The 20,574-nt window shown below is 67.5% G+C and carries 18 protein-coding genes, 1 tRNA gene and 2 pseudogenes; 10 read left to right on the top strand and 11 right to left on the bottom strand.

The window, feature by feature from the left end; translation table 11 throughout:
- Positions 1-2 precede the first annotated feature (2 nt).
- The 5 genes from FJM51_RS13590 to FJM51_RS13570 form a co-directional block, all read right to left on the bottom strand.
- A complete protein-coding gene (locus tag FJM51_RS13590; RefSeq protein WP_140454679.1) occupies positions 3-815 on the bottom strand; it encodes a hydroxypyruvate isomerase family protein in 813 nt (270 codons plus the stop codon).
- Between the two features lie 61 nt (positions 816-876).
- Positions 877-2,088, bottom strand: coding sequence for a M24 family metallopeptidase (locus tag FJM51_RS13585; protein ID WP_140454678.1), 1,212 nt, complete (start codon positions 2,086-2,088; stop codon positions 877-879).
- Positions 2,089-2,178: 90 nt separating this feature from the next.
- Positions 2,179-3,579: a C4-dicarboxylate transporter DctA gene (gene dctA / locus FJM51_RS13580; protein WP_140454677.1), complete on the bottom strand. Its 1,401-nt coding sequence runs from the start codon at positions 3,577-3,579 to the stop codon at positions 2,179-2,181.
- A 98-nt stretch (positions 3,580-3,677) separates the two neighbouring features.
- Positions 3,678-4,841, bottom strand: coding sequence for a zinc-dependent alcohol dehydrogenase (locus FJM51_RS13575; protein WP_140454676.1), 1,164 nt, complete (start codon positions 4,839-4,841; stop codon positions 3,678-3,680).
- 237 nt (positions 4,842-5,078) lie between these two features.
- Positions 5,079-5,939: an IclR family transcriptional regulator gene (locus FJM51_RS13570; protein WP_140454675.1), complete on the bottom strand. Its 861-nt coding sequence runs from the start codon at positions 5,937-5,939 to the stop codon at positions 5,079-5,081.
- 263 nt (positions 5,940-6,202) lie between these two features.
- On the opposite strand from FJM51_RS13570, the gene FJM51_RS13565 reads away from it, so the two are divergent.
- The 5 genes and pseudogenes from FJM51_RS13565 to FJM51_RS25555 all read left to right on the top strand — a co-directional run.
- A complete protein-coding gene (locus FJM51_RS13565; protein ID WP_210240285.1) occupies positions 6,203-6,904 on the top strand; it encodes a molybdate ABC transporter substrate-binding protein in 702 nt (233 codons plus the stop codon).
- 10 nt (positions 6,905-6,914) lie between these two features.
- Positions 6,915-7,583, top strand: coding sequence for an aspartate/glutamate racemase family protein (locus FJM51_RS13560; RefSeq protein ID WP_140454674.1), 669 nt, complete (start codon positions 6,915-6,917; stop codon positions 7,581-7,583).
- A 3-nt stretch (positions 7,584-7,586) separates the two neighbouring features.
- Positions 7,587-8,855 carry a 3-oxo-tetronate kinase gene (gene otnK, locus FJM51_RS13555; RefSeq protein WP_140454673.1) on the top strand — a complete coding sequence of 423 codons (1,269 nt, stop codon included), beginning with the start codon at positions 7,587-7,589 and terminating at the stop codon, positions 8,853-8,855.
- Positions 8,852-9,490, top strand: a complete 639-nt coding sequence (gene otnC, locus FJM51_RS13550) for a 3-oxo-tetronate 4-phosphate decarboxylase (protein WP_140454672.1) — start codon at positions 8,852-8,854, stop codon at positions 9,488-9,490. Before otnK ends, otnC begins: the two co-directional genes overlap by 4 nt.
- A 253-nt stretch (positions 9,491-9,743) precedes the next feature.
- A pseudogene (locus FJM51_RS25555) lies at positions 9,744-10,656 on the top strand (baseplate megatron protein TIM-barrel domain-containing protein); the annotation flags it as partial.
- Positions 10,657-11,244: 588 nt separating this feature from the next.
- On the opposite strand, the gene FJM51_RS13540 reads toward FJM51_RS25555, so the two are convergent.
- The 4 genes from FJM51_RS13540 to FJM51_RS13525 all read right to left on the bottom strand — a co-directional run bounded on the left by FJM51_RS13540 (position 11,245) and on the right by FJM51_RS13525 (position 13,127).
- On the bottom strand, positions 11,245-11,487 hold the full coding sequence (locus FJM51_RS13540) for a helix-turn-helix transcriptional regulator (RefSeq protein WP_181164557.1): 243 nt from the start codon (positions 11,485-11,487) through the stop codon (positions 11,245-11,247).
- An 88-nt stretch (positions 11,488-11,575) separates the two neighbouring features.
- Positions 11,576-12,010, bottom strand: a complete 435-nt coding sequence (locus tag FJM51_RS23800; protein ID WP_233713130.1) for an IS5 family transposase — start codon at positions 12,008-12,010, stop codon at positions 11,576-11,578.
- The gene (locus FJM51_RS13530; RefSeq protein ID WP_140454669.1) at positions 11,968-12,357 is read right to left on the bottom strand and encodes a transposase; all 390 of its coding nucleotides are present in this window, start codon (positions 12,355-12,357) and stop codon (positions 11,968-11,970) included. Before FJM51_RS13530 ends, FJM51_RS23800 begins: the two co-directional genes overlap by 43 nt.
- A gap of 32 nt (positions 12,358-12,389) precedes the next feature.
- A complete protein-coding gene (locus FJM51_RS13525; protein WP_181164556.1) occupies positions 12,390-13,127 on the bottom strand; it encodes an AraC family transcriptional regulator ligand-binding domain-containing protein in 738 nt (245 codons plus the stop codon).
- Between the two features lie 315 nt (positions 13,128-13,442).
- On the opposite strand from FJM51_RS13525, the gene FJM51_RS13520 reads away from it, so the two are divergent.
- From FJM51_RS13520 to FJM51_RS13500, 5 genes are read left to right on the top strand one after another with little or no spacing between them, the layout of a single operon-like run.
- Entirely contained in the window at positions 13,443-14,348 is a 906-nt protein-coding gene (locus FJM51_RS13520; protein ID WP_140454667.1) for a SphA family protein, read from the top strand.
- Positions 14,349-14,403: 55 nt separating this feature from the next.
- A complete protein-coding gene (locus FJM51_RS13515) occupies positions 14,404-16,788 on the top strand; it encodes a DUF3604 domain-containing protein (RefSeq protein ID WP_210240284.1) in 2,385 nt (794 codons plus the stop codon).
- Entirely contained in the window at positions 16,785-17,849 is a 1,065-nt protein-coding gene (locus FJM51_RS13510; protein WP_140454666.1) for a hypothetical protein, read from the top strand. Before FJM51_RS13515 ends, FJM51_RS13510 begins: the two co-directional genes overlap by 4 nt.
- The gene (locus FJM51_RS13505; RefSeq protein WP_181164555.1) at positions 17,842-18,774 is read left to right on the top strand and encodes a peptidyl-prolyl cis-trans isomerase; all 933 of its coding nucleotides are present in this window, start codon (positions 17,842-17,844) and stop codon (positions 18,772-18,774) included. Before FJM51_RS13510 ends, FJM51_RS13505 begins: the two co-directional genes overlap by 8 nt.
- On the top strand, positions 18,771-19,784 hold the full coding sequence (locus tag FJM51_RS13500) for a HupE/UreJ family protein (protein WP_140454664.1): 1,014 nt from the start codon (positions 18,771-18,773) through the stop codon (positions 19,782-19,784). The genes FJM51_RS13505 and FJM51_RS13500 overlap by 4 nt, the downstream gene beginning before the upstream one ends.
- Before the next feature lie 9 nt (positions 19,785-19,793).
- On the opposite strand, the pseudogene FJM51_RS13495 reads toward FJM51_RS13500, so the two are convergent.
- Both FJM51_RS13495 and FJM51_RS13490 read right to left on the bottom strand, forming a co-directional pair.
- Positions 19,794-20,248 (bottom strand): annotated as a pseudogene (locus tag FJM51_RS13495) (transposase); the annotation flags it as partial.
- Between the two features lie 234 nt (positions 20,249-20,482).
- Positions 20,483-20,559: transfer RNA gene (locus FJM51_RS13490), tRNA-Met, on the bottom strand.
- Between the last annotated feature and the right edge of the window lie 15 nt (positions 20,560-20,574).

The following is a 20,574-nucleotide window of genomic DNA, read 5'->3' as shown; positions in this document are numbered from 1 at the left end:
GATCAATGCGGATTGGTATCATTCACCCATTTCGCGCGGTGGCGGTTCATCCAGGCGAGGCCGTCCTCCGTGCGGCCGGCAGGCACGTATTCGCAGCCGAGGCGCCCCCCGTAGCCGATCGCCGCCAGCGTCCGCGCGATGAGTCCGAAATCGAGACCCGCCGAGCCGGGCTCGTGCCGACCGGGATAATCCGCGACATGCGCATGTCGGATCAGGGGCGCGTGGGCGCGGATCGTCGCCTCAACGTCGAGCCCGGCGGCGGCGGTGTGGAACATGTCGAGCAAGAGCCCGACGTTGGGCTCGGCCGCCGCGTGGATCGCCTCGGCTGCCCGGTCGGGCGTGGCGATGAAATAGTCGGGCACGGCCAGGGCGCTCATCGGTTCCACGATGATCGTGATCCCCCGGGGCGCCGCCGCGCGCGCCGCGCGCGCCAGATTTTCGACATAGCACTCCCAGTGCTCGGCCAGGCGGCCCGCCTCGGGCAGGACCCCCGCCATCGCGTGAACGAGCTTCACGCCGATCGCCTCGGCATAGTCGAGGCCTTCAACGAGATCACGCGCGAATTCCTCCCGGCGATCGGGGAAGATCCCGATGCCCTTCTCTCCCGCGGAAGCGTCGCCCGAGCGCAGGCCGAACTGCGTGTAGGTGAGGCGTGCCCGCCGAAGCAGCGCCGCCATCTCAGGCGCCGGGATCGCATAGGGCGCCGGATGCTCGACGGCGTCGAACCCGGCCGCGGCGGCCGCGGCGATCCGCTCGGGCATCGGGCGTTCGGTGAAGAGATAGCCGATATGGGCGCTGAGCGGAAAGGAGGTCATGGCCGTTCCCCGGTTATCTGGTGAGCGGGACCGCCGAGGGGCCGCGCGGTCCCGCGGACTCTCATGCCGCGCCGCAGACGTTCCAGCCGCGACCGCCGTCGCCATAGGCCTCCCAGCCGTTGCCGATGATCGCCACCGTGTCCTCGAGCTTGATGAAGCCGCGCTTCGTATGGTGCAGCTCGGTCTCGATCGAGATCACCATGCCGGATTCGAGCGGCCTGTCGGCATGATAGGCGGGATAGACCGGCACGGCGTTCGGCATCAGCCAGGGCGCCTCATGGCTGACGATGCCCATCCCATGCGCGGAAAAGAACATCCGGTCCTTCTCCGCGCAGCGGGCCTTGGCCTCGTTCGCCCATTCGAAGATCTCGCCACCGATCACACCGGGCCTCAGCCCCTTGCGCGCCGCCTGCTGCACCTCCTCGACCTGGCCGAGCAGATCGACCAGCTCCTGGTCCGGCTCGCGGGTGAAGCACATGCGGCAGAGGTCGCCGATGTAGCCCTTGTAGTTGCCGCCGGAATCGAGCGCGAGCGTCTCGCCCTCCTCCCAGATCTTGTCATAGGGCGCGCGGTTGAAGGCGGTGCCGATGTTGGTGAGCGCGTATTCGAACTTCATGCCGCGCTTGGTCTCTTCCATCCGCAGCGCCTCGAAGAGCGCGCGCTTGGAGACGCCAGGGCCATGGGTCGCGAATACCGCCAGCATCGAGTCGACCACCTTCTCGGACGCCTCGCGCAGCAGGTCGAGCTCGGCGGGGGACTTCAGCGCCCGCAGGATCTCGAGCGTGAAGGTCGCGTCAGTCAGCTTCGCGTCGGGCAGGTCCGCCTCCAGCACCTGATAGGCGTCGATCGGCATGAAGCCGACCTCGATGCCGACCTTGCCCTTGCCGCCGTTGAGGCCCTTCAGCATCTCGGCCGCGGCGCCGGCGAAGCCCTTGCTCTGGAAGTTCTTCAGGTTGAGGTTCGAGACCCAGAAGCTGCCGAGCTGCTTCTCGTAGCGCTCCATCGGCACGCCGACATAGCCCGAGTCGAGCGGCCGACCCTTCACATAGACGAAGAAGGGCAGGTAGCGGCTGAGCCCATGCGCGTCCATGAAGTCGTAGAAGAAGAAGCGGTAACCGCCGAGCAGGTACTGGATCGAATGCTTGGAGGTGACGAGCAGCGCGTCGAGCTCCGCCTCCTCCATCAGCCGGTCGAGCCGGTCGGTGTCGAACGGGGGTTTCCCGAGCCGGGAGGTGTCCTCGACGGGGTTTCCTTCGGAAAAGGCGAAGCTCATGGCAAAGGTCTCCTTGAGGCCGGCGCGGGGCCGGCCGAGCAGTTGAATTCCGGCGGGAAGTTGGCGGCCCGCCTCGGGCCGCCGGGAATGTCAGCGTCCGGTGGCGAGGCCGAGGTGATCGTGGCCGAAGCTCGGCCGCGCGGGCTGCGGCACAGGCTGGGGCTGGGATTCTTCGAAATCCTCCGGCTTCGCCTCGCCGCGCATGATCGCCTGGGCGCGCTTCACGTCCACGTTCCCGGTCCAGGCCCCGACCACCAGCGTCGCGATGATGTTGCTGGTGAGATTGGTCGCGGCGCGGATCTCCGCCATGAAGCGGTCCACCCCGATCAGCAGCGACAGCGCGGCGACGGGCAGCACGCCGATCGCGGGCATGGTGGCGGCGAGCGCGATGAAGCCGCCACCCGTGACCCCGGCCGCGCCCTTCGAGGTGAAGAGCATGATGAAGAGGATCATGAACTGATGCGCGATGGTGAGTTCGGTATTGGTCGCATGGGCGATGAAGAGCACCGCCATCGTCATGTAGATCGCCGTCCCGTCCATGTTGAACGAGAAACCGGTCGGCATCACGAGCCCCACGGTCTCCTTGCGCACCCCGAGCGCCTCGAGCTTCTCCATCGAGCGCGGGATCATCGTCTCGGCCGAGGTGGCGGCGAAGACGATCAGGATCTCGTCCTTGAAGTAGGCGATCACGCGCCAGAGGCTGAGGCCCGCCAGCCGGAGGAAGAAGCCGAGCACCACCACGACGAAGAGGATGCTCACCACATAGACGGCGAGGACCAGCTGACCGAGACCGATGAGCGTCGAGAAGCCGTATTTGCCGACCGTGAAGGCCATCGCACCGCCCGCCGCGAAGGGCGCGAAGCGCATGATGATGTTGACCATCCCGAAGAGGCCGTGGGCGGCGGTGTCGAGGATCGCCACCAGCGCCTTCGACTGCTCGCCAAGCTTGCAGAGACCGAGGCCGAACAGCACGGCGACGAAGAGCACGGGCAGGATCTGGCCAGTGACGAAGGGTTCGAGGAAGGTCTTGGGGATGATCTCGGTCAGGAAGTCGATGATCGTCAGATGCGAACCCTGCTCGACGTATCCCGCGACCGCGCCGGCGTCGAGGTCGGCGGGATTGGCGTTGATGCCGCGCCCGACAGGCCAGAGATTGCCGACCGCGAGGCCGATCAGCAGCGCGAGGGTCGAGGCGACCTCGAAGTAGATCAGCGCCTTGATCCCGACCGTCGCCACCTTGCGCATGTCGCCGATCGCGGCGATGCCGACCACGATGGTGAGAAAGATGATCGGGGTGACGATAAGCTTGATCGCCCGGACGAAGACATCGCCGAGGGGCTTGAGCTGGGCCGCGAAGGCGGGATCCATGAAGCCGATCGCCGTTCCGACGATCACGCCGATGATCACCTGCACGTAGAGCTTGCCGAGCCAGCGCCGGACGAAGCCCTTCTTCGGCGGAGCGAGCCCCGCCGTCGTCGGATAGTGCACCATGCCGTCCTCCCTGGATCTGGCGCGTCGCGTCGGGCGTTTTCGCCCGTATTCTAGCGGTAGTGCCGGCTCCGGAGCGTCTGCCCCGGAGCCGGAGAGTCTCATTCCGCCGCGGCGATCATCTGTTCGGCGCGACGGTTGCGCACCACGACCTTGATCGCATCCTCGACGCGATCCTTCGCGTAGCGGATCGCCTCGGGCAGATCGGCCATGTCGAAGGTGTGCGTGTGGATCAGGCGCGCATCGAACCGCTTCTGCCGCATGAAGGCCTCGGCGCGGTGCGTGGCGGTCTTGCCCTCGCCCCGGATGCCGTAGAGATAGATGTTGTTGCGCACCAGATAGGCGACGTCGATCGGCACCTGGTCACCCGGGAAGGCGGCGAGGCAGATCTTGCCGCCGCGGTTGAGCATCTGCGCCGCCTCGTTGACCGCGTTCGGCGCGCCGGAGCATTCGACGACGTAGTCGACGCCCTTGCCGCCGGTGAGCTCGCGCACCTTGGCGACCGGATCCTCGTTCCGGATGTTGATCACGTGATCCGCGCCGAGCTTCTTGCCGATCTCGAGGCGGTTGTCGCGGGTGCCCGTCAGGATCACCGGCTGCGCGCCGAGCGCCTTGGCGACGGCGGCGCCGAGCAGGCCGATCGGTCCCGGACCGCTCACCACCACGCTCTCGCCCGCGACGAGCCCGCCGAGCTCGGTCAGCCCGTACATCGAGGTGCCGGCGGTCACGACCAGCGTCGCCTCCTCGTCGGACATCGAGTCATCTACATGGACGAGCGTGTTGATGTTGTTGACCGCGTATTCCGCGAAGCCGCCATCGGTGGTGAAGCCGTTGGCGCGATGGCCCTTGTCCACGTCGCCGTAGTTCTTCCCGTAGTTGTGGCAGGAGGTATACATGCCCTGGCGGCAGCGCTTGCACTGGCCGCAGCCGGCGTGGATCTCGACCGTCACGCGCTCGCCGATCGCGAACTCGTCGACGCCCGGCCCGAGGGCGACCACGGTCCCCATGTATTCATGGCCGGGGGTGAAATTCTTGTTGTAGGGCGCGCCGCCTTCGATCATCGCGGGCGGACCATGGTAAATGATCTCGAGATCGGTGGCGCAGATCGCGACCGCGTCGATCCGGACCAGAACCTCGGCCTTCTTCGGAGCGGGAATGGGCTTTTCACCGTAGATCAGCTCGCCGGGATCGCCGATGACCCAGGCCTTCATTGTATCGGGGATCGGATAGTCGCGACTGGTCGTGACGTTGTCTGGCATACCCATGGGTATGTTCCTCCGCTTTTCGGGATTATTCATCAGGATGGCCTGCCATCTCTTGATCTTCGGGCGGTGACTTTCGTTCTTCGTTCCGCTCCTTGTTCGGAAAGCATGCCGGCGCCCTCCCCCCGGGTCAACGAGCCCACCCTTGGTTTCATGATATGAAAGGCGGGCGCGACGGGCGCCGCGCAAAGGAAAAGGCCGCGCGGGTGCGCGGCCTTCCCTGTCATCCCACCGGAAGTATCAGACGAAGCAGCCCGCCGGCATCCGGCCGGAAAGGTCCTTCGCGCAGGTCGAAATGGCTTTCGCGACATGCGCGCGATACGCCTCGCTCGCGCGGCGGCGCGGGAATGTCGCCCCGATCGATCCCACTACCGCGCCGGAAAGATCGCGCACCGCCGCGGCGATGCCGACCAGATCCGGGTGGAACTCGCCATCCTCGACCGCGAAGCCGGAGCGCCGGACCAGTCGCAATTCCTCGGTCAGTGCCTTGCGACTGGTGATCGTCGCCTCGGTGAAGGCGGTCAGGCCGTTGTCATCCATGACCCTGCCAAGCTCGCCTTCGGGCAGCCAGGCGAGGATCGCCTTTCCCGTCGCGACCGCGTGCGCCGCGTGGGTCAGCGGCCGGTCGAACACGTTCTCCGACGCCCGCATCCGAGCCGGAAGCCGGACATGGCTCACAAGCGCTGAGCCGCGCAGCACCGCCATCTGCACCGCCTCGAGGATATTCTCGTTGAGTTCGATGAGCCTTGGCTTGACGAAGGTCACGAGGTCGACCTCGCGCTCCGACCGTCGCGACAGGATCTCGAACTTGGAGCTCAGCGCGTAGCCCTGGGCGCGGCCGGCATGGATCACGTAGCCCCGCCGTACCAGCGTGGTGATCAGGTGATGGCAGGTGGAGAGATTGAGATCGGACAGCTTCGAGACGTCCTTGAGCATCAGCGGCGCGTCGCTGAGCGACAGCACCTCGATGATCGAGAGCGCGCGGTCCACCGACTGGATGCCGCGGCTCCTCGCCTCCTCGGTATGCTCGCGCGCGGCCTTCTCGTACTGAACGACACGGGCCATGGGCGCGCCCGTGGCGGGCGGCGGGGCGATCTGCATTCTGGTCCTCCCGGCTTTTTATGACAGTGAGAGTAACGCAGCCCGGGCGGGGCTCAAAGTGATACCAGGAATGCCCGATGGAATTTCACGATGTGAAATATCGGAGCGCCGTCGGCGAGGCGGGATTTTCGACCTGGTGAAATGACGCCGTCCCGCGTTGACCCCCGGCCGGCCGGCGCGCCAACTGCGGCCCGCCGGGCAGCCCCGAACGACCTTACCGCGCCGCGTGGCGACGAGGGGCGCGCCGGCGCAGGGAGGAACACATGACCCGTCCGCTCCGCCTCATGAGCACCCTCGCCGTCGAATGCGCGTTCAAGCGCGACATCCTGCCCCGGTGGCAGGCGGCTGGCGGGGAGATCCGGACCCAATGGTCGCCCACCACCGTCCTGATGCGCGACATCGGCGCCGGCGCGCGCGCCGACGTGGTCGTGCTGATCGACGCGCCGATGGCGGAACTCGCCGACCGCGGCGTGGTGCGGCGCGAAACCATCGTCCCGATCGCACGGGCGAATTTCGGCGTGGCGACACTTCCTGGCGCGTCCCGGCCCGACATCTCCACCCCGGAGGCTTTCCTCGCCGCGATGGCATCGGCGCGTGTCACCTATTCGCTCACGGGCGCGAGCGGGCTGTGGTTCGCGGAGATCCTGCGGTCCAACGGCGCCGAGGCCGCGCTCGAACGCGCCGTTGCGATCCCGGAGGGCTTCACCGCCGAGAAGCTTGTCAGCGGCGAGGCCGATCTCGCCGTGCAGCAGATCAGCGAGCTCATGTCGGTGGACGGCGTCGAGATCCTCGGCCCCTTCCCCGAGCCCTTCCAGCGGCCGACCGATTTCTCCGCCGCGATCTTCACCGAGGCCGCCGACCCCCAGGAGGCCGAGCGCTTCCTCGATTTCCTCCAGTCCGCGGCCTCCGAAGCCGCCTACCGCGCCGGCGGGCTCGACCCGCGTCTCGCGCGCACCCCTGCCTGAGGAGGCGGAAATGGCAAAGGCGGCCCCCCGCGTCGTGCTCTATCACGCGACCCCCGTTGCGATGGAACCGGTCCGCTCCGCGATGGCCCGGCTCTGGCCCGAGGCCGAGGCGGTCAACCTGCTCGACGATGCGCTGAGCATCGACCGCGCCCGCGAGGGCGAGGAACTCTCCGAGGAACTGACCGAGCGTTTCGTCGATTTCGGGCGCTACGCGGTCAGGATCGGCGCCAACGGGATCCTCGTCACCTGCTCGGCCTTCGGACCGGCGATCGAGCGGATGGCGGCGGAACTGCCCGTCCCGGTGCTGAAGCCCAACGAGGCGATGTTCCGCGCCGCGATCGGCGCCGGGGCCAGGATCGGCATGCTCGCGACCTTCGCGCCCGCCGTGGCGACGATGGAGCGCGAATTCGCCGATTTCGCCGCCGAGGCGGGCGCCCGCGCCGAGCTGACGACCGTGGTCGCGCGCGATGCGATCGACCTGCTGCGCGGCGGTGACGCGGAGGCGCACAACCGGCTGGTCGCCGCCGCGGCGCCGGAGCTCGCAGGGGCGGATGCGATCATGCTCGCGCATTTCTCCACCTCGCGCGCGGCCGAGGCCGTCCGGGCGACGGTGAGGGTCCCGGTGCTCACCGCGCCGGACGCGGCCGTCACGCGGATGCGCGAACTGGTCGGAGGCTGAACCATGCTGCTCGGGGTCATCGCAGACGATTTCACCGGCGCGAGCGACATCGCGAACACGATCGCGCGCGGCCTGCCCGGTCAGGGCGGGCTCGTGACCGCGCAGTTCCTTGGCGTGCCGGCAGGCCCGGCGGGGGCCGAGGTCGAGGCCGGCGTCGTCGCGCTCAAGACGCGCTCGGTCCCGGCGACCGAGGCGGTCGTCCAGTCGCTCGAAGCGCTGCGCTGGCTCCGCGCGCAGGGCTGCCGCCAGATCGTCTTCAAGTACTGCTCGACCTTCGATTCGACGCCGGAGGGCAATATCGGGCCGGTGGCGGAGGCGCTGGCCGAGGCGCTCGGCGCCTCGGGCGTCGTCGTCTGTCCCGCCTTCCCGAGAGCGGGCCGCACCCTCTACCAGGGCCATCTCTTCGTCGGCGACCGGCTCCTGAACGAATCCGGGATGGAGCATCACCCGCTGACGCCGATGACCGACGCCGACATCCGCCGCTGGCTCGCGCGGCAGGTCAGATCGCCGATCGGTCTGGTGCCGCATGACGTGGTGCGAGAGGGGCCGACGGCGATCGGGAAGGCGCTTGCGAGAGCGCCGGAGCGGCTTGTCGTGGTCGATGCGATCTCCGACGCGGATCTGGTCGCGATCGGAGCGGCCCGCGCCGGCGCGCCCTTTCTCACCGGCGGCTCGGGCATCGCGCTCGGTCTCGCCGCGAACTTCATCGCGCAAGGGGCGGCACAAGGCGCAAGGCGCAGCCATTTTCCGGGCCGGCCTGGCGTGGAGGCGATCCTCGCGGGCAGCTGCTCCGGGGCCACGCGCGGGCAGATCGAGTACCACGCCCGCCGCCACCCGGTCCTGCCGATCTCGGTCGACGCGGTGATGGCCGGCCGGGTCGGAGTGAATGACCTGCTCGCCTTCCTCGCGGATCACGCGGGCGAGGCGCCGCTTACCTATTCCTCCGCGACACCGGACGAGGTGCTGGCCCTGCAGGACCGCTACGGGCGGGAACGGGTGGCTGCCGCGCTCGACGGCCTTTTCGCCGAGACTGCGCGGGCCTTCGTGCGCGGCGGCGGGCGCCGCCTCGTCGTCGCGGGCGGCGAGACATCGGGCGCCGTCGCCCAGGCGCTCGACCTTGGCCAGCTGATGATCGGACCCGAGATCGCTCCCGGCGTGCCGGTCCTGTTCAGCGCCGGGAACAGCGCCGCCCTCGCGCTCAAATCCGGCAACTTCGGCCAGCGCGATTTCTTCGAGAAGGCGCTCGGCATCCTCGCGGAGGGCGAGGCATGAGCCGCGAGGCGGAACTGCGCGCGGACCTGGTCCGGCTCGGCGCCCTGCTCTACCAGCGCGGCCTCGCCCATGGCAGCGCGGGGAATCTCTCCGTGCGCCTAGACGACGGCTCGCTGCTGGTGACGCCTACGAACAGCTGCCTCGGCATGCTTCGTCCCGACCAGATCTCGCGCGTCTCGCCCGCGGGCAAGCTGCTCGACGGCGATCCGCCCTCGAAGGAGGCGTTCTTCCACCTCGCCGTCTACGAGGAGCGTCCGAAGGCCGGCGCCGTAGTGCATCTGCATTCGACCTATTCCGTGGCCCTCTCCTGCCTCTGCCACGACTGCGCGGAGGACGTGCTGCCGCCGCTGACGGCCTATTACGCGATGCGGGTCGGCCGCCTGCCGCTCATCGACTACTACCGCCCCGGCGATCGCGCACTCGCGGAAGCGGTGCGGGCGCAGGCGCGGAACCACCGGGCGATGCTGCTCGCCAACCACGGGCCGATCGTCTCGGCGGCCTCGCTCGAACAAGCGATCCACGCCTACGAGGAGCTCGAGGAAACGGCGAAGATCTTCTTTATCCTCGGCGACCGCCCGGCCGCTCCGCTCGACGCCCGCCGTGTCGCCGAACTCGAAACGGCCTTCCCGAGCTGACGCTGACCGGGACTTGGCCGTCCGGACGACTACATGGGGGTCGAACCATGGAGCGATGGGATCGCCCTGAAGAAAAGCGATCCTCGTGCTCGGCGACTCGCCGGGCATAGGCTTCGGCGTGTCAGAGGCGGCGCTAACGGCGGGGGGGCCGTTCGTGACCATCGCCTCGTGGTCCCGAGGTCGAGGCGACCGCGGCGTGTCTCGACGCCGAGGGCGTGACGCTCGATACCGGCGACGCGGCGGTGCTTGAGGCGCTCTTCGCGGCGCGGGAGTTCGACCACGTCTTCTGCTCGGGGATTTCGGCAACCGGCCGCCGCAGCCCACCTTCGAGGTCTTCGCGCCGCTCGCCAACCCGGATACCGCCGAGGGCATGGTCCGCGCGGCGACGCTGATCCCGGCGACTGGCGAGTCCGCCTATGCCACCGACCTTGTCCGGACCGAGCGCGGCGCCGTCAACGCCAACGCCGCCGAAGACCGCGCGGACCTGCTGGTCTCGCTCGACCAGCTCGAGGCCTTGGCGCCGAACGTCGGGAGCGTGTCGCTGGTCGTGAGCTGGTTCGGCCCTGATCTGCGCGCCGGCCATTGCGCGATCCTGCCGGGCGTCGAGCAGGTCGCGCGGGACACCGCGCCCGTCAGCTGGGAGGTCAGCGGTCTTTCCCACGTCGACGACACCCGGTCTATGGCGGCACGCCCTCGAATGTCTCGGTGATCCAGACCATCCAGGAGCTGCGGCGCCGGGGCTTCCGCGTCACGTTTTACCCCTTCGTGCTGATGGACGTGCCGGCCGGGAACGCACTGCCGAACCCCTACTTGGACCACGCGGGCGCGACCGGCCAGCCCGCCTTTCCCTGGCGCGGCCGCATCACCGGCTCGCCGGCACCGGGCTACGCTGGGTCGGTCGACCAGACCCGGCGGCCGGAGCCCAGGTCGCCGCCTTCTTCGGCGCGGCGCGGCCGGTGGACTGCGACATCGCGGGCGAGCGCGTCGCCTGGGCCGGCGGCGCGGACGCGGGCTACGCACGGATGATCCTGCACTATGCGCATCTCTGCGCGGCGGCGGGCGGCGTCGATGGCTTCCTGATAGGCTCCGAGCTGCGCGGCCTGACCACACTGCGCTCCGACGCCGCGACCTATCCCGCCGTCGCCGCACTCGCGGGCCTCGCAGCGGCTGATCCGCAATCGCCCCGCCCAGACCGTAGCACCACCACCCAACCCCGACTTTGATCGCCCCGAGGCGCCACGCGCGGCCGTGCCCGATCGCCCCGCCGCCGTCGCGCGGCGGCATGATCCCGCCCGTCGTCACCTTCACGAAGCTTCCGGCGAGAAATGCGGGGTAGCTGAGTCTTCGCTGTTATCATAGTCGCCTTCTGATTCTGCTCTTGGTAAGCGGCGGCCATATTGCCTACCTGTTAGCAGAAGGTGTGTGGTCGTCGGTGGAGAAGGTTGGATCCCAAGTCCATCCCCTCCTCCATCCAAACGCTGCGCGCAAGCCCTGCGCACTCCATTCAGATATCAGAACAAACCAGAAACAACACGCTTTTCAGACATAGCCAAATTTGTCGACGCTTGGCTAAGCACTTCGATCCCAGCGGCTCTCGGCGCGACGGATCAGAAATCGAACTCTCGCCGGTGCTTTGGAAACAGCTTGTATTGTGCCCCGCCGTGTCGTCTTCACCATTCGCGGCCGCATCGAGAGACTGAACATCTTCCAGCACCTCGCCGACCCGGTTGGCGCGGATCGGTGACGGCCCGTTGTCATAGGGAACGCCGGCAAAACATGCGGAAGTCGCTCGGAGCAACCCCGGTGATCCTACGGAACGCGCGTGCGAAGTTGGCCGGTGCCGAGTAGCCGAGTTGGCTGGAGATGTCGGTGATCGACATCTGCGTGCCTCCGAGGAGTTCCCTAGCGCGCTGAACCCGGATCACGTTCACCAGACCACGGTAATCGAGGCCCTCCCGGTTCAGCGTCCGCTGCAGCGTCCGCACGTTGGTGTCCAACGCATGCGCGGCGCCGTCAATCGAAGTGGCGCCCGCCAGAACCTGGGCCCAGACCTGCGCAATGACCGCCCCCGAGAAGTCTTCGAAACTAGGCCGTGTGGACGAATTGAACCAAGATAAAGCCGATGGCGAGGGCGACGAAGGAAGAGAAGTTTGTCCTGGTCTTCTCGCAGCGCAGGGCGATGCGCTTGAAGCGCTTCAGCTTCCCGACGGCCTGCTCGATGCGGGCTCGGCCGCGATAGAGCGCGCGGCCGAAGTGCTTCGGCGGGTTGGCGGCGTTGGCCTTGACCGGGATCACCGGGATGGCGCCGAGGGCACGGGCGGCGGCGCGATTGGCGCGGCTGTCATAGCCCTTGTCGGCGACGACGGCGCGCGGCGCGGTGTCCGGGCCGAGGCGCAGGAGGGTCTCGAACATCGGCGCGTCGGCCTTCTCGCCCCCGGTGATCTCGAAGGCGAGCGGATGGCCGTCGAAGTCGGTCTTCAGATGGATTTTCGTGGAGTATCCGCCCCGCGAGCGCCCCAGTCCCTGCGTCTCGGCCCCCCTTTGGCGCCGGCCGCCGAGACGTGGGCGCGTACGACCGTGCTGTCGAACATCTGCGTGACATGCGCCGTGCGGCTGCATTCGGCGAGCAGGGCGAAGAATGCCTCGAACACCCCCGCCTGGCTCAGGCGCGAGAACCGCTTCCAGACGCTGTTCCAGGGACCGAACCGCTCCGGCAGTGCCCGCCAGATGATGTTGTGAACCGCGAAGAAGTGCAGCGCCTCCAGGAACAGCCGGTCGTTCCGAGCCTTCGCCCCGCGCGCCGGCAGGCAGGCCCGGAATACCTCGACCGCCATCACCCAATCCGCTTCGTTCATCTTCGTGGACATCGCCAACCCTCCCAAGGTCGGCTCTCCATGAATCAGACAAGTCGCAGCGCGGGAACCCGGAAAGCGATACCTGAGTCAATTCGTCCACACGGCCTAGTCGGGTTGAAGCGCTGACGAGCGAGGTCTTCGAGCGTTAGATGACCGGTGCGTAGGTGCCTTCTGCGAGAGTGGTTGAGGAAGCGGGCACCAAAGAAGACTGACACGGCGTTTGCTTCGAACGCGATGGGACAGAGGAATGCGTCTTCGAACGGCGCAGCCTTCCGCGGCCGAAGAATATCGAGTGTGAGTAACTCCGGCCGCCAATCGGAGGAGAGGTACGACCGGATGAGGTCGAGCAGGACGCCCGCAGTTCCGACTGCGACGTGAGCATACCCGGCGCGTCCCCGAGTGGCGTTGTAGTAGCTGAGTCTCGCCGCGCCGCGCACAACTGAGAGTTCCATCCGATCGCCAGATGTATGGTATCCCAAGGTCGACACCGCTCGGTCGATAGCGCCCCGCAGGGTCTCCGCCGCCAGCACGTAGTCGGCCCAGTGTCCGTAGGTCTGGAACGTGAGGTAAGGTGTAAGGAGCAGCCCGAGGTTCTCCTCACCGGCTCGGCGCTCGACCTCGTACAGGAAGCTCGTCATCGTGGCCTGCGGGATGAAACAGTCCTGATCCTCGATCAGCTCGATGTCGAGCGCCGCCGCATGGTTCCCGTGCCGCAGAACCCCGTCCCCGAAGGTCTCGCGAACCCACGCAGGCACACCGGCCAGCGCGGCGACCGAGATCATCGGGGGTGCGACGGCCCCCGCGCGACCGGCCAGACTCGGCGAAGTTGGCGCAAAATGAGTGGCGGAGACATTCATTGGCGTTACCCTGCGTAACCGAAGCGGCGTGGTCCGCCCGCGAAACGGCCGCAAACACACGGCCCCCGACGTGTGACTGGCGGACGACCAAAGTGGGGTTCTTGATCGTTGAAATTCGTGCGTCCTTCAAGTTCGCGGCCACCTTTTTTGCGAAGCGCGGGGTGTGCGAAGGGTCCCCCGCGATCGGCTCGGGCCGGAATCCTGTCGTTTGTCATTCTGGCCATTCCGTCAGGCGTCGCGTTGGGCGATGAGGGAGGTGCGAGCTTCTGGCTGCCCGGACAATACGGGAGTTTCGCGGCGATTGCGCCCGACGCTGGGGTCTCGCTGCCGATGCAGACCTATTACTATTCGGGCCGCGCAGGCGCCGACCGTGGCATCGAGCGCGGCGGAGAGCTCAGCTTCGATCTCGACACCAGCTTCTTCGCCCAGTTCTTTGCCCCCACCTGGACGCCGAACGCCACCTGGCTTGGTGCGCGTCCCAGCTTTTCGCTGGCGTTCTTTCCCGGCTGGAACGATGTGTCGACGGAGGTCGGGCTCGACGGGCTTGCCGTCGAGAGGAGCGACCAGGTGAGCGGGTGGGGCGACATCTATCCGACCGCGCAGCTCTTCTGGAGCCGCGGCGTCCACAACTGGATGGCCTATCTGACGGGCAACATCCCGGTGGGCGACTACGATCCTGATCGCCTGTCCAACCTCGGACTTGGCCATGTAGCGGTCGATGCCGGCGGCGCCTATACGTACCTGAACACCAAGACCGGGTGGGAGTTCTCGGCGACGTCGGGGCTGACCTACAACTTTGAGAACCCCGACACCCAGTACACCAGCGGCACCGACTGGCACCTCGACGTCGGCATGTCGCGCTTCCTGAGAGAGAAGTTGTTCGTAGGTGTCGTCGGCTACGCCTACGTGCAGCTGACGTCCGACGAGGGGCAGCCGGAGGCGCTCGGCGACTTCGAGAGCCGGACCTTCGCCGTCGGCCCCCAGATCGGATACAACTTCGACGTGAACGGCGTGCCGATCTACGCGAATTTGCGCGGCTACTATGAATTCGATGTCCGGAACAGGCCCGAGGGCGGAAGCGTGTTCCTGACCGTCAACATCCCGGTCTCCGCCCTTGCGGCCGGGGCCGGGGCCGGGAAGAAATGACCCCGCAGTATTTCTCGGGACAATCCGGTCGGAGGCTGGAGTGAGGAGGGTACCAATGACGCGATCACCTACGGCCCGCCCAGAGCGGCGCCGGCTTCTGGCTTTGACAGCCGCGACGTTCATGCTGCCCGTCCCGGCCGTCGCGCAGGACGCCGATCCAGCGAGCCGGCAGGCGTTCTTTGGCGAGCAGCACGTGCACACCAGCTGGTCGTTCGACGCCTACATCTTCGGCAACCACCTCACCGGGCCGGCGGACGCCTACAAATACGCCAAGGGCGAACCGATCAAGCATCCGCTGGGCTACGACATCCAGATCACCACGCCGCTCGACTGGGTGGGAGTGACCGACCACTCCGAATACGCCGGTGTCGTGCGTCTGGCGAACGATCCCAGTTCCTCGATCAGCAAGCTGCCCGTCGCCACGCAACTCGTGGTCCACGACCCGGCCGACATCCAGAAGATCTACCTCTGGCTTGGCGGCAGCATGATCGAGGGCAAGCCGATCGCGGACCTGATCAAGCCCGACATCACCGACACCGTCTGGAAGCAGAACAACGAGGCCGCCGACGCGGCGAACGAGCCCGGCAAGTTCACCGCCTTCTGCTCGTACGAATGGACCTCCACGCCCAACTTCCGGAACATGCACCGCAACATCTACTTCAAGGACTGCGCCAAGGTTCCGGACCGACCGTTCAGCGCGCTCGACAGCGAGACGCCGTCGGACCTCTGGGCGTGGATGGACCAGCAGCGCGCGGCGGGCAACGAACTGCTGGCGATCTCGCACAACGCGAACGTTTCGGGCGGGATCATGTTTCCGACCGAGGTTGACATGCAGGGGCGCCCCATCGACCAGGCATGGGCGGAGTCGCGCGAGCGCAACGAAAGGCTGACCGAGATCAAGCAGATCAAGGGCGCGTCCGAGACGCATCCGCTGCTGTCCCCGACCGACGAGTTCGCCAACTTCGAGATCCTGAACTTCCTGCTCGGCAACCCGGAGGGGCAGTTCGTCACGCTGGGCGGCAGCTACGTCCGTCAGGCGCTCAAGGACGGCATCGCGATGCAGCAGGCAAGGGGCTATAACCCCTACAAGACCGGCGTGGTCGGTGGATCCGACTCGCACAACACTGGCGTGCCCTACCGGCAAGAGAACTTCTTCGGCGGCCACGCCCGACTCGACGGCACCATGCGCGAGCGTATGGCCGGCCACAACTTCACCGGGCTCGATGTGCGGTTCGAGAACCCTGCCGGCCTGAGCGGCGTCTGGGCCGAGGAAAATACGCGCGCAAGCCTCTTCGAGGCGATGCAGCGCAAGGAGACCTTCGCCACCAGCGGTCCCCGGATGCAGATCCGCTTCTTCGGAGGCTGGGACTACGCGAGCAACGACGCGGGCCGCGACGACTGGGTGGAGGCGGGCTATGCGGGCGGAGTCCCGATGGGCGGCGATCTGACCGCTCCGCCGGCGGTGACACGCTCGGGCGGAACCGCGCCGCACTTCATCGTCTGGGCGGTCAAGGATCCGTCCGCCGCGAACCTCGACCGCATCCAGATCGTCAAGGGATGGTCGGTGAACGGCCAGTCCTACGAGAAGGTCCATGACGTGGTCTGGTGGGGCGACCGACAGCCTGACCCGGTCACCGGCAAGGTGCCGGCCATCGAGTCGACCGTCGACATCGCGAGCGCGACCTACGACGACACGACCGGCGCGGCCGAACTGATCACGGTCTGGACCGACCCGGACTTCGACCCGTCGCTCGATGCGTTCTACTACGCCCGGGCACTTGCCGTGCCGACGCCGCGCTGGACCACGATCCAGGCCAGGGAGATGGGCATCTCGCCGCCCGAGATGGTGGCCGCGACGGTGCAGGAGCGCGCCTGGTCCTCGCCGATCTGGTACACGCCCACGTCCGACGCGCGCGCCAAGGCAGTGGCCGGCATGACGGTGGATGACCTGACGGGCAAGGGCGCGGTGGCGCTCATCGACGACGAACTCAAGACCCTCGTGTCGGCCAAGTACCTCTGGCTGAAGAACACCGTCACCGGCGGCTCCTTCAAGACGCGGTGGACCGAGGACGGCCTGTTCATGATCATGAATGTCGATCCGCGCATCCCGCAGCCGTCCGAGTTCGGCGACCTCGCGCGTCACTCCTACCTCGGCGAGGCGAACAGCGCGTGGTCGATCGCGGACGGGAAGCTGGTGACCAACTTCGGCAACCGCGACTACGGCTATACCGTCTACAAACTCGATCCTTCGAGCCGCGGCGCAAGCAGCACCTCGGGCGCAACGACGGCCAGCAGCACCGAGGCGAAGCCGACCTACTACTTCGCCCGCAGCAACGAGTTCGGCTACGTCAACTATAAGGTCATCGACCCGCCGGTGTTCCTCGGCACCGAGATTACCGACGCCCAGGTTCCGGCGGAGCCGCCGACGACATCGCCGTGAGGAGGCTGCTCCTGTCACACGCGGTCCTGGCGCTTGCCGGGGCCGCATCTGCGGGGCCCGCGCTGGCTTGCGCGATCTGCCTCTCGGCCCTCGAGATCTCGCCGGGCGAGCGCCTCGACAACGCGGACCGCGCCCTCCTTGCCGTACCGGACGGCGCGGATGGCTGGCGCATCGTTGCGGACATCAAGGGCTCGGCGCCTGTCGACCCGGCGGCTCTGGCCGACGCGGCCCCCTCCGACGGGGCACGGTCCAAACTGTTCCTGCGCGATGCCTTGGGCCATCGCTGGAGCGCACTGGGCGAGGTCGCGGAGACCAACGCTGCGTGGCTGCGCAAGGTGGCTCTGACACCGGCCCCCGACGGGAAGGCTGACGATGCGGCGGCGCAGTGGCGCGCCCGGCTGGCACTGGCGGTGCAGGAACTCCGGAGCGACGACCCGCAAATTGAGGCCATCGCGCACGGAGACCTTGCCCGCGCGCCCTATCCGGTGATCCTCGACCTCGGTCGCGCCATGACGACCCCGGAGATCCTGCAGCACCTCCGGAACGAGGCGCATCCGGCGCACCGGGCGGCCTACATCCACATGCTCGGCGCAACCGGCGACGAGGCCGCGGAGGCGTGGCTCGACGGGCGGCTCGACAGGGCGTGGCAGTCCCGCGACGCGAGCGATCTCGCCGCACTCCTTGCCGCCGATCTAGAGCTGCGCGGCCCTTCGCGGATAGGACGGATCGAGGAACGCTACTTCCTCGACCGGTCACGGGGCCTCGACGAGATCGAGGCGGCCCTGCTGGCGCTTCGCCTACACGGCGAGGCCGACGCGGCGGTGCCGCGCGGAGACGTGGCGGCGGCGTATCGCAGGTTCCTCCGCTCCCGGCCGCCCATGGCGGGCTTCGTCGCCATGGATCTTGCCGCCTGGGAAGAGTGGAGCGCGACCGCCGAATATGTGACGCTGCTCAACGCCGGCGCCATACCCGACCCAGCCGGGGCCTTCGCGGCGCTGAGCTATGTCCAGCGGAGCCCCGATACGGCTGCCGCATCGAAGTTGGAACTGCCCGATGGCTGAACGCGCCCCCCTGGGCTGGATGCGGCACATACTGCGCGATCCGCTGACGCACTTCCTGGTCGCGGGCGGCGTGCTCTTCGCGGCCTGGACCGCCTTCTCGCCGCAGGCCGCGCCGCCACCGGACCCGGTGCGGATCGAGATCACCGAGGATGACCTGCGCCGGATGGCACTGGTCTGGCTGTCGCAGGGACGCCCTCTGCCCTCGCCGGACCAGATGCGCGAACTCGCCCAGCAGGAAGCGACCCAGCGAATACTGGTGCGTGAGGCGGTGTCGCTGGGCCTCGACCAGGAAGACGAGATCATCGCGCGGCGCCTTGCCCAGAAGATGGACTTCCTGCTCGCCGATCTCGCCACCTTCGACGAGCCGTCAGAGGACGAACTGCGCGCCTGGTACGTCGAGAACGCGGACCGCTTCGCCCTGCCGCCCCGCGTCAGCTTCCGCCACCTCTACTTCTCCCTGGACGCACACGGGCCCGAGGGCGCCCGGATCGCCGCTTCCCAGGCGCTGCCGACGCTGGCGGCGGTCGCCCCCGACGACCCGCGGCTCCCGGGCATGGCCGACCGCTTCATGTTCCGCGACTACTACGGCGGCCGCACCCCTGATGAGATCGCCAAGGAGTTCGGTCCGGCCTTTTCCGATGAGCTGCTCGCGCAGCCGCAAGGCCGTTGGGCAGGGCCGATCCGCTCGGGCTACGGCTGGCACCTAGTCTGGATCGACACTCTGGAGCCCGGACGCCCCGCCGACTTCGAAACGATCCGCGAGGACGTCCGCTCCGCGTGGCTCGACGAGCGCTACCGCGAGATCCGCGCGCGCGCCTACGACGAGATGCTCTTGCGCTACACCATCGTCATCCCCGATCCCGCCACCGTCGACCTCGCGCCCGCGGCCACAATGGGTCGAAGCGCGCAGGCGCTGGGACGATGATCCGGCGCGACCTCGTCGCGGCGGTCCTGACGCTGCTCATCCCGCTGTCGTGGGCAGGGCAGGTCTCCGCCCACGATGTGCGCCCGGCGTACCTGCAGATCGATCCAACGGGCCCCGAGCAATACACGCTGATCTGGCGCACGCCCGTCCTCTCCGGCGCTCCGCTCCCGGTCGTGCTGTCCCTGCCTGAAGCGGCCGAAACCATCTCTCCGCCGCGCGTGCAGGCCCTTCCAGGCTCCCGCGTCGAGCGCCAGATGATCGCGCTCCCAGGCGGTCTCGCCGGCGAGCGGATCGCGTTTGTCGGACTGGAGGCGACGATCACCGACGTCCTTGTCCGCATCGGTGACGGCGACGGCGGCTACGCGACCGAACTCGTCCGGCCCTCGAGCCCATGGATCGAACTCGATCCGGACCGCGGCGCGCTCGCCATCGCCATCGCCATCGCCATGACCTACCTGCGGCAGGGGATCGACCACATCCTCTCCGGCATCGACCACCTGCTCTTCGTCCTCGCGCTGCTGCTGATCGTCCGCGACTGGCGGATGTTGGTGAAGACCGTTACCGCCTTCACCGTCGCGCATTCGATCACGCTCGCCCTCGCGACCTTCGGCCTCTTCCGCCTTCCGCCGGGCCCGGTCGAAGTGCTGATCGCCGCCAGCATCATGCTCGTCGCCGTCGAGGCGGTCCGGCGTGAACGCGGCAGGACCAGCATCGCGATCGAATGGCCCTGGGTCGTTGCGTTCGCCTTCGGGCTGCTTCACGGCTTCGGCTTCGCCGGTGCCCTGCAGGACCTCGGCTTGCCGCAGGGCGACGTTCCGCTGGCCCTCCTGATGTTCAACGTCGGTGTGGAGGCGGGACAGATGGTGTTCATTACCGTCGTCCTGACCGCTCTTGCCGCACTGAACCGCCTTTACACCATACCGCGATACGCCACCCTTGTTTCGAGCTACGCCATCGGCATCGTTGCCGCCTTCTGGACGATCGAAAGGCTACAGTCTGCTTTCACGTGAGGTGGGCCACCGGCGATAACCGAACCGACGCCGCTTTCCGGCGATCTCCCTCATCGCCTCACGAACATCCGTGTTGTCCGGCGGACGGTCGCGCCGGACGGTCTTGGGATCGACACCGACGATGCGGCAGGCGTGGCGTTGCGAGATGTCATGGTTCCGCATCGCCTTCAGCGCCGCCGCCCGTCGCTCTTTCGGCGTCGTCAGCGCTTTCCTAGAAGATCCTTCAGAACGGTGTTGTCGAGCATCGCGTCCGCCAAGAGCCGCTTCAGCTTCGCGTTCTCGTCTTCCAACGTCCGCAGCCTCACCGCGTCCGAAGCGTTCATGCCGCCGTATTTCGACTTGAACTTGTAGAACGTGTTCGGGCTCAGCCCGTGCTTTCGGCACACCTCGGCCGTCGGCATCCCGGCTTCCTGCTCCTTGATCATCGAAATGATCTGCGTCTCGGAAAATCGGCTCTTTCTCATTCGTCTGCTCCTTCGAGGTCGAGCAGACCCTACATCAGAGCGAGGGAGTTTCCGGGGGGCAGGTCACTTCCAACGTCCTCAGCCTCAGGTCGAAACGGAAGACGATTGAGCGCCGTCGCTTGACCGTGTCTCTGAAACCCCCGAATCCTTGACCCCTTCTTGACCGCAAGCGCAACGAAGCCCCGGAGGGTCACTCCGGGGCTTGCTTAAGTGTTTGATCTTGTGCGTAAATCTTGGTTGCGGGGGCAGGATTTGAACCTGCGGCCTTCAGGTTATGAGCCTGACGAGCTACCGGGCTGCTCCACCCCGCGTCAAGGGTTGCGTCT

The organism is Amaricoccus solimangrovi, from assembly GCF_006385685.1.
GTDB classification, from domain to species: domain Bacteria; phylum Pseudomonadota; class Alphaproteobacteria; order Rhodobacterales; family Rhodobacteraceae; genus Amaricoccus; species Amaricoccus solimangrovi.
The sequence above is the reverse complement of the archived record's forward strand: the minus strand, read 5'-3'. Positions and strand labels throughout refer to the sequence as shown.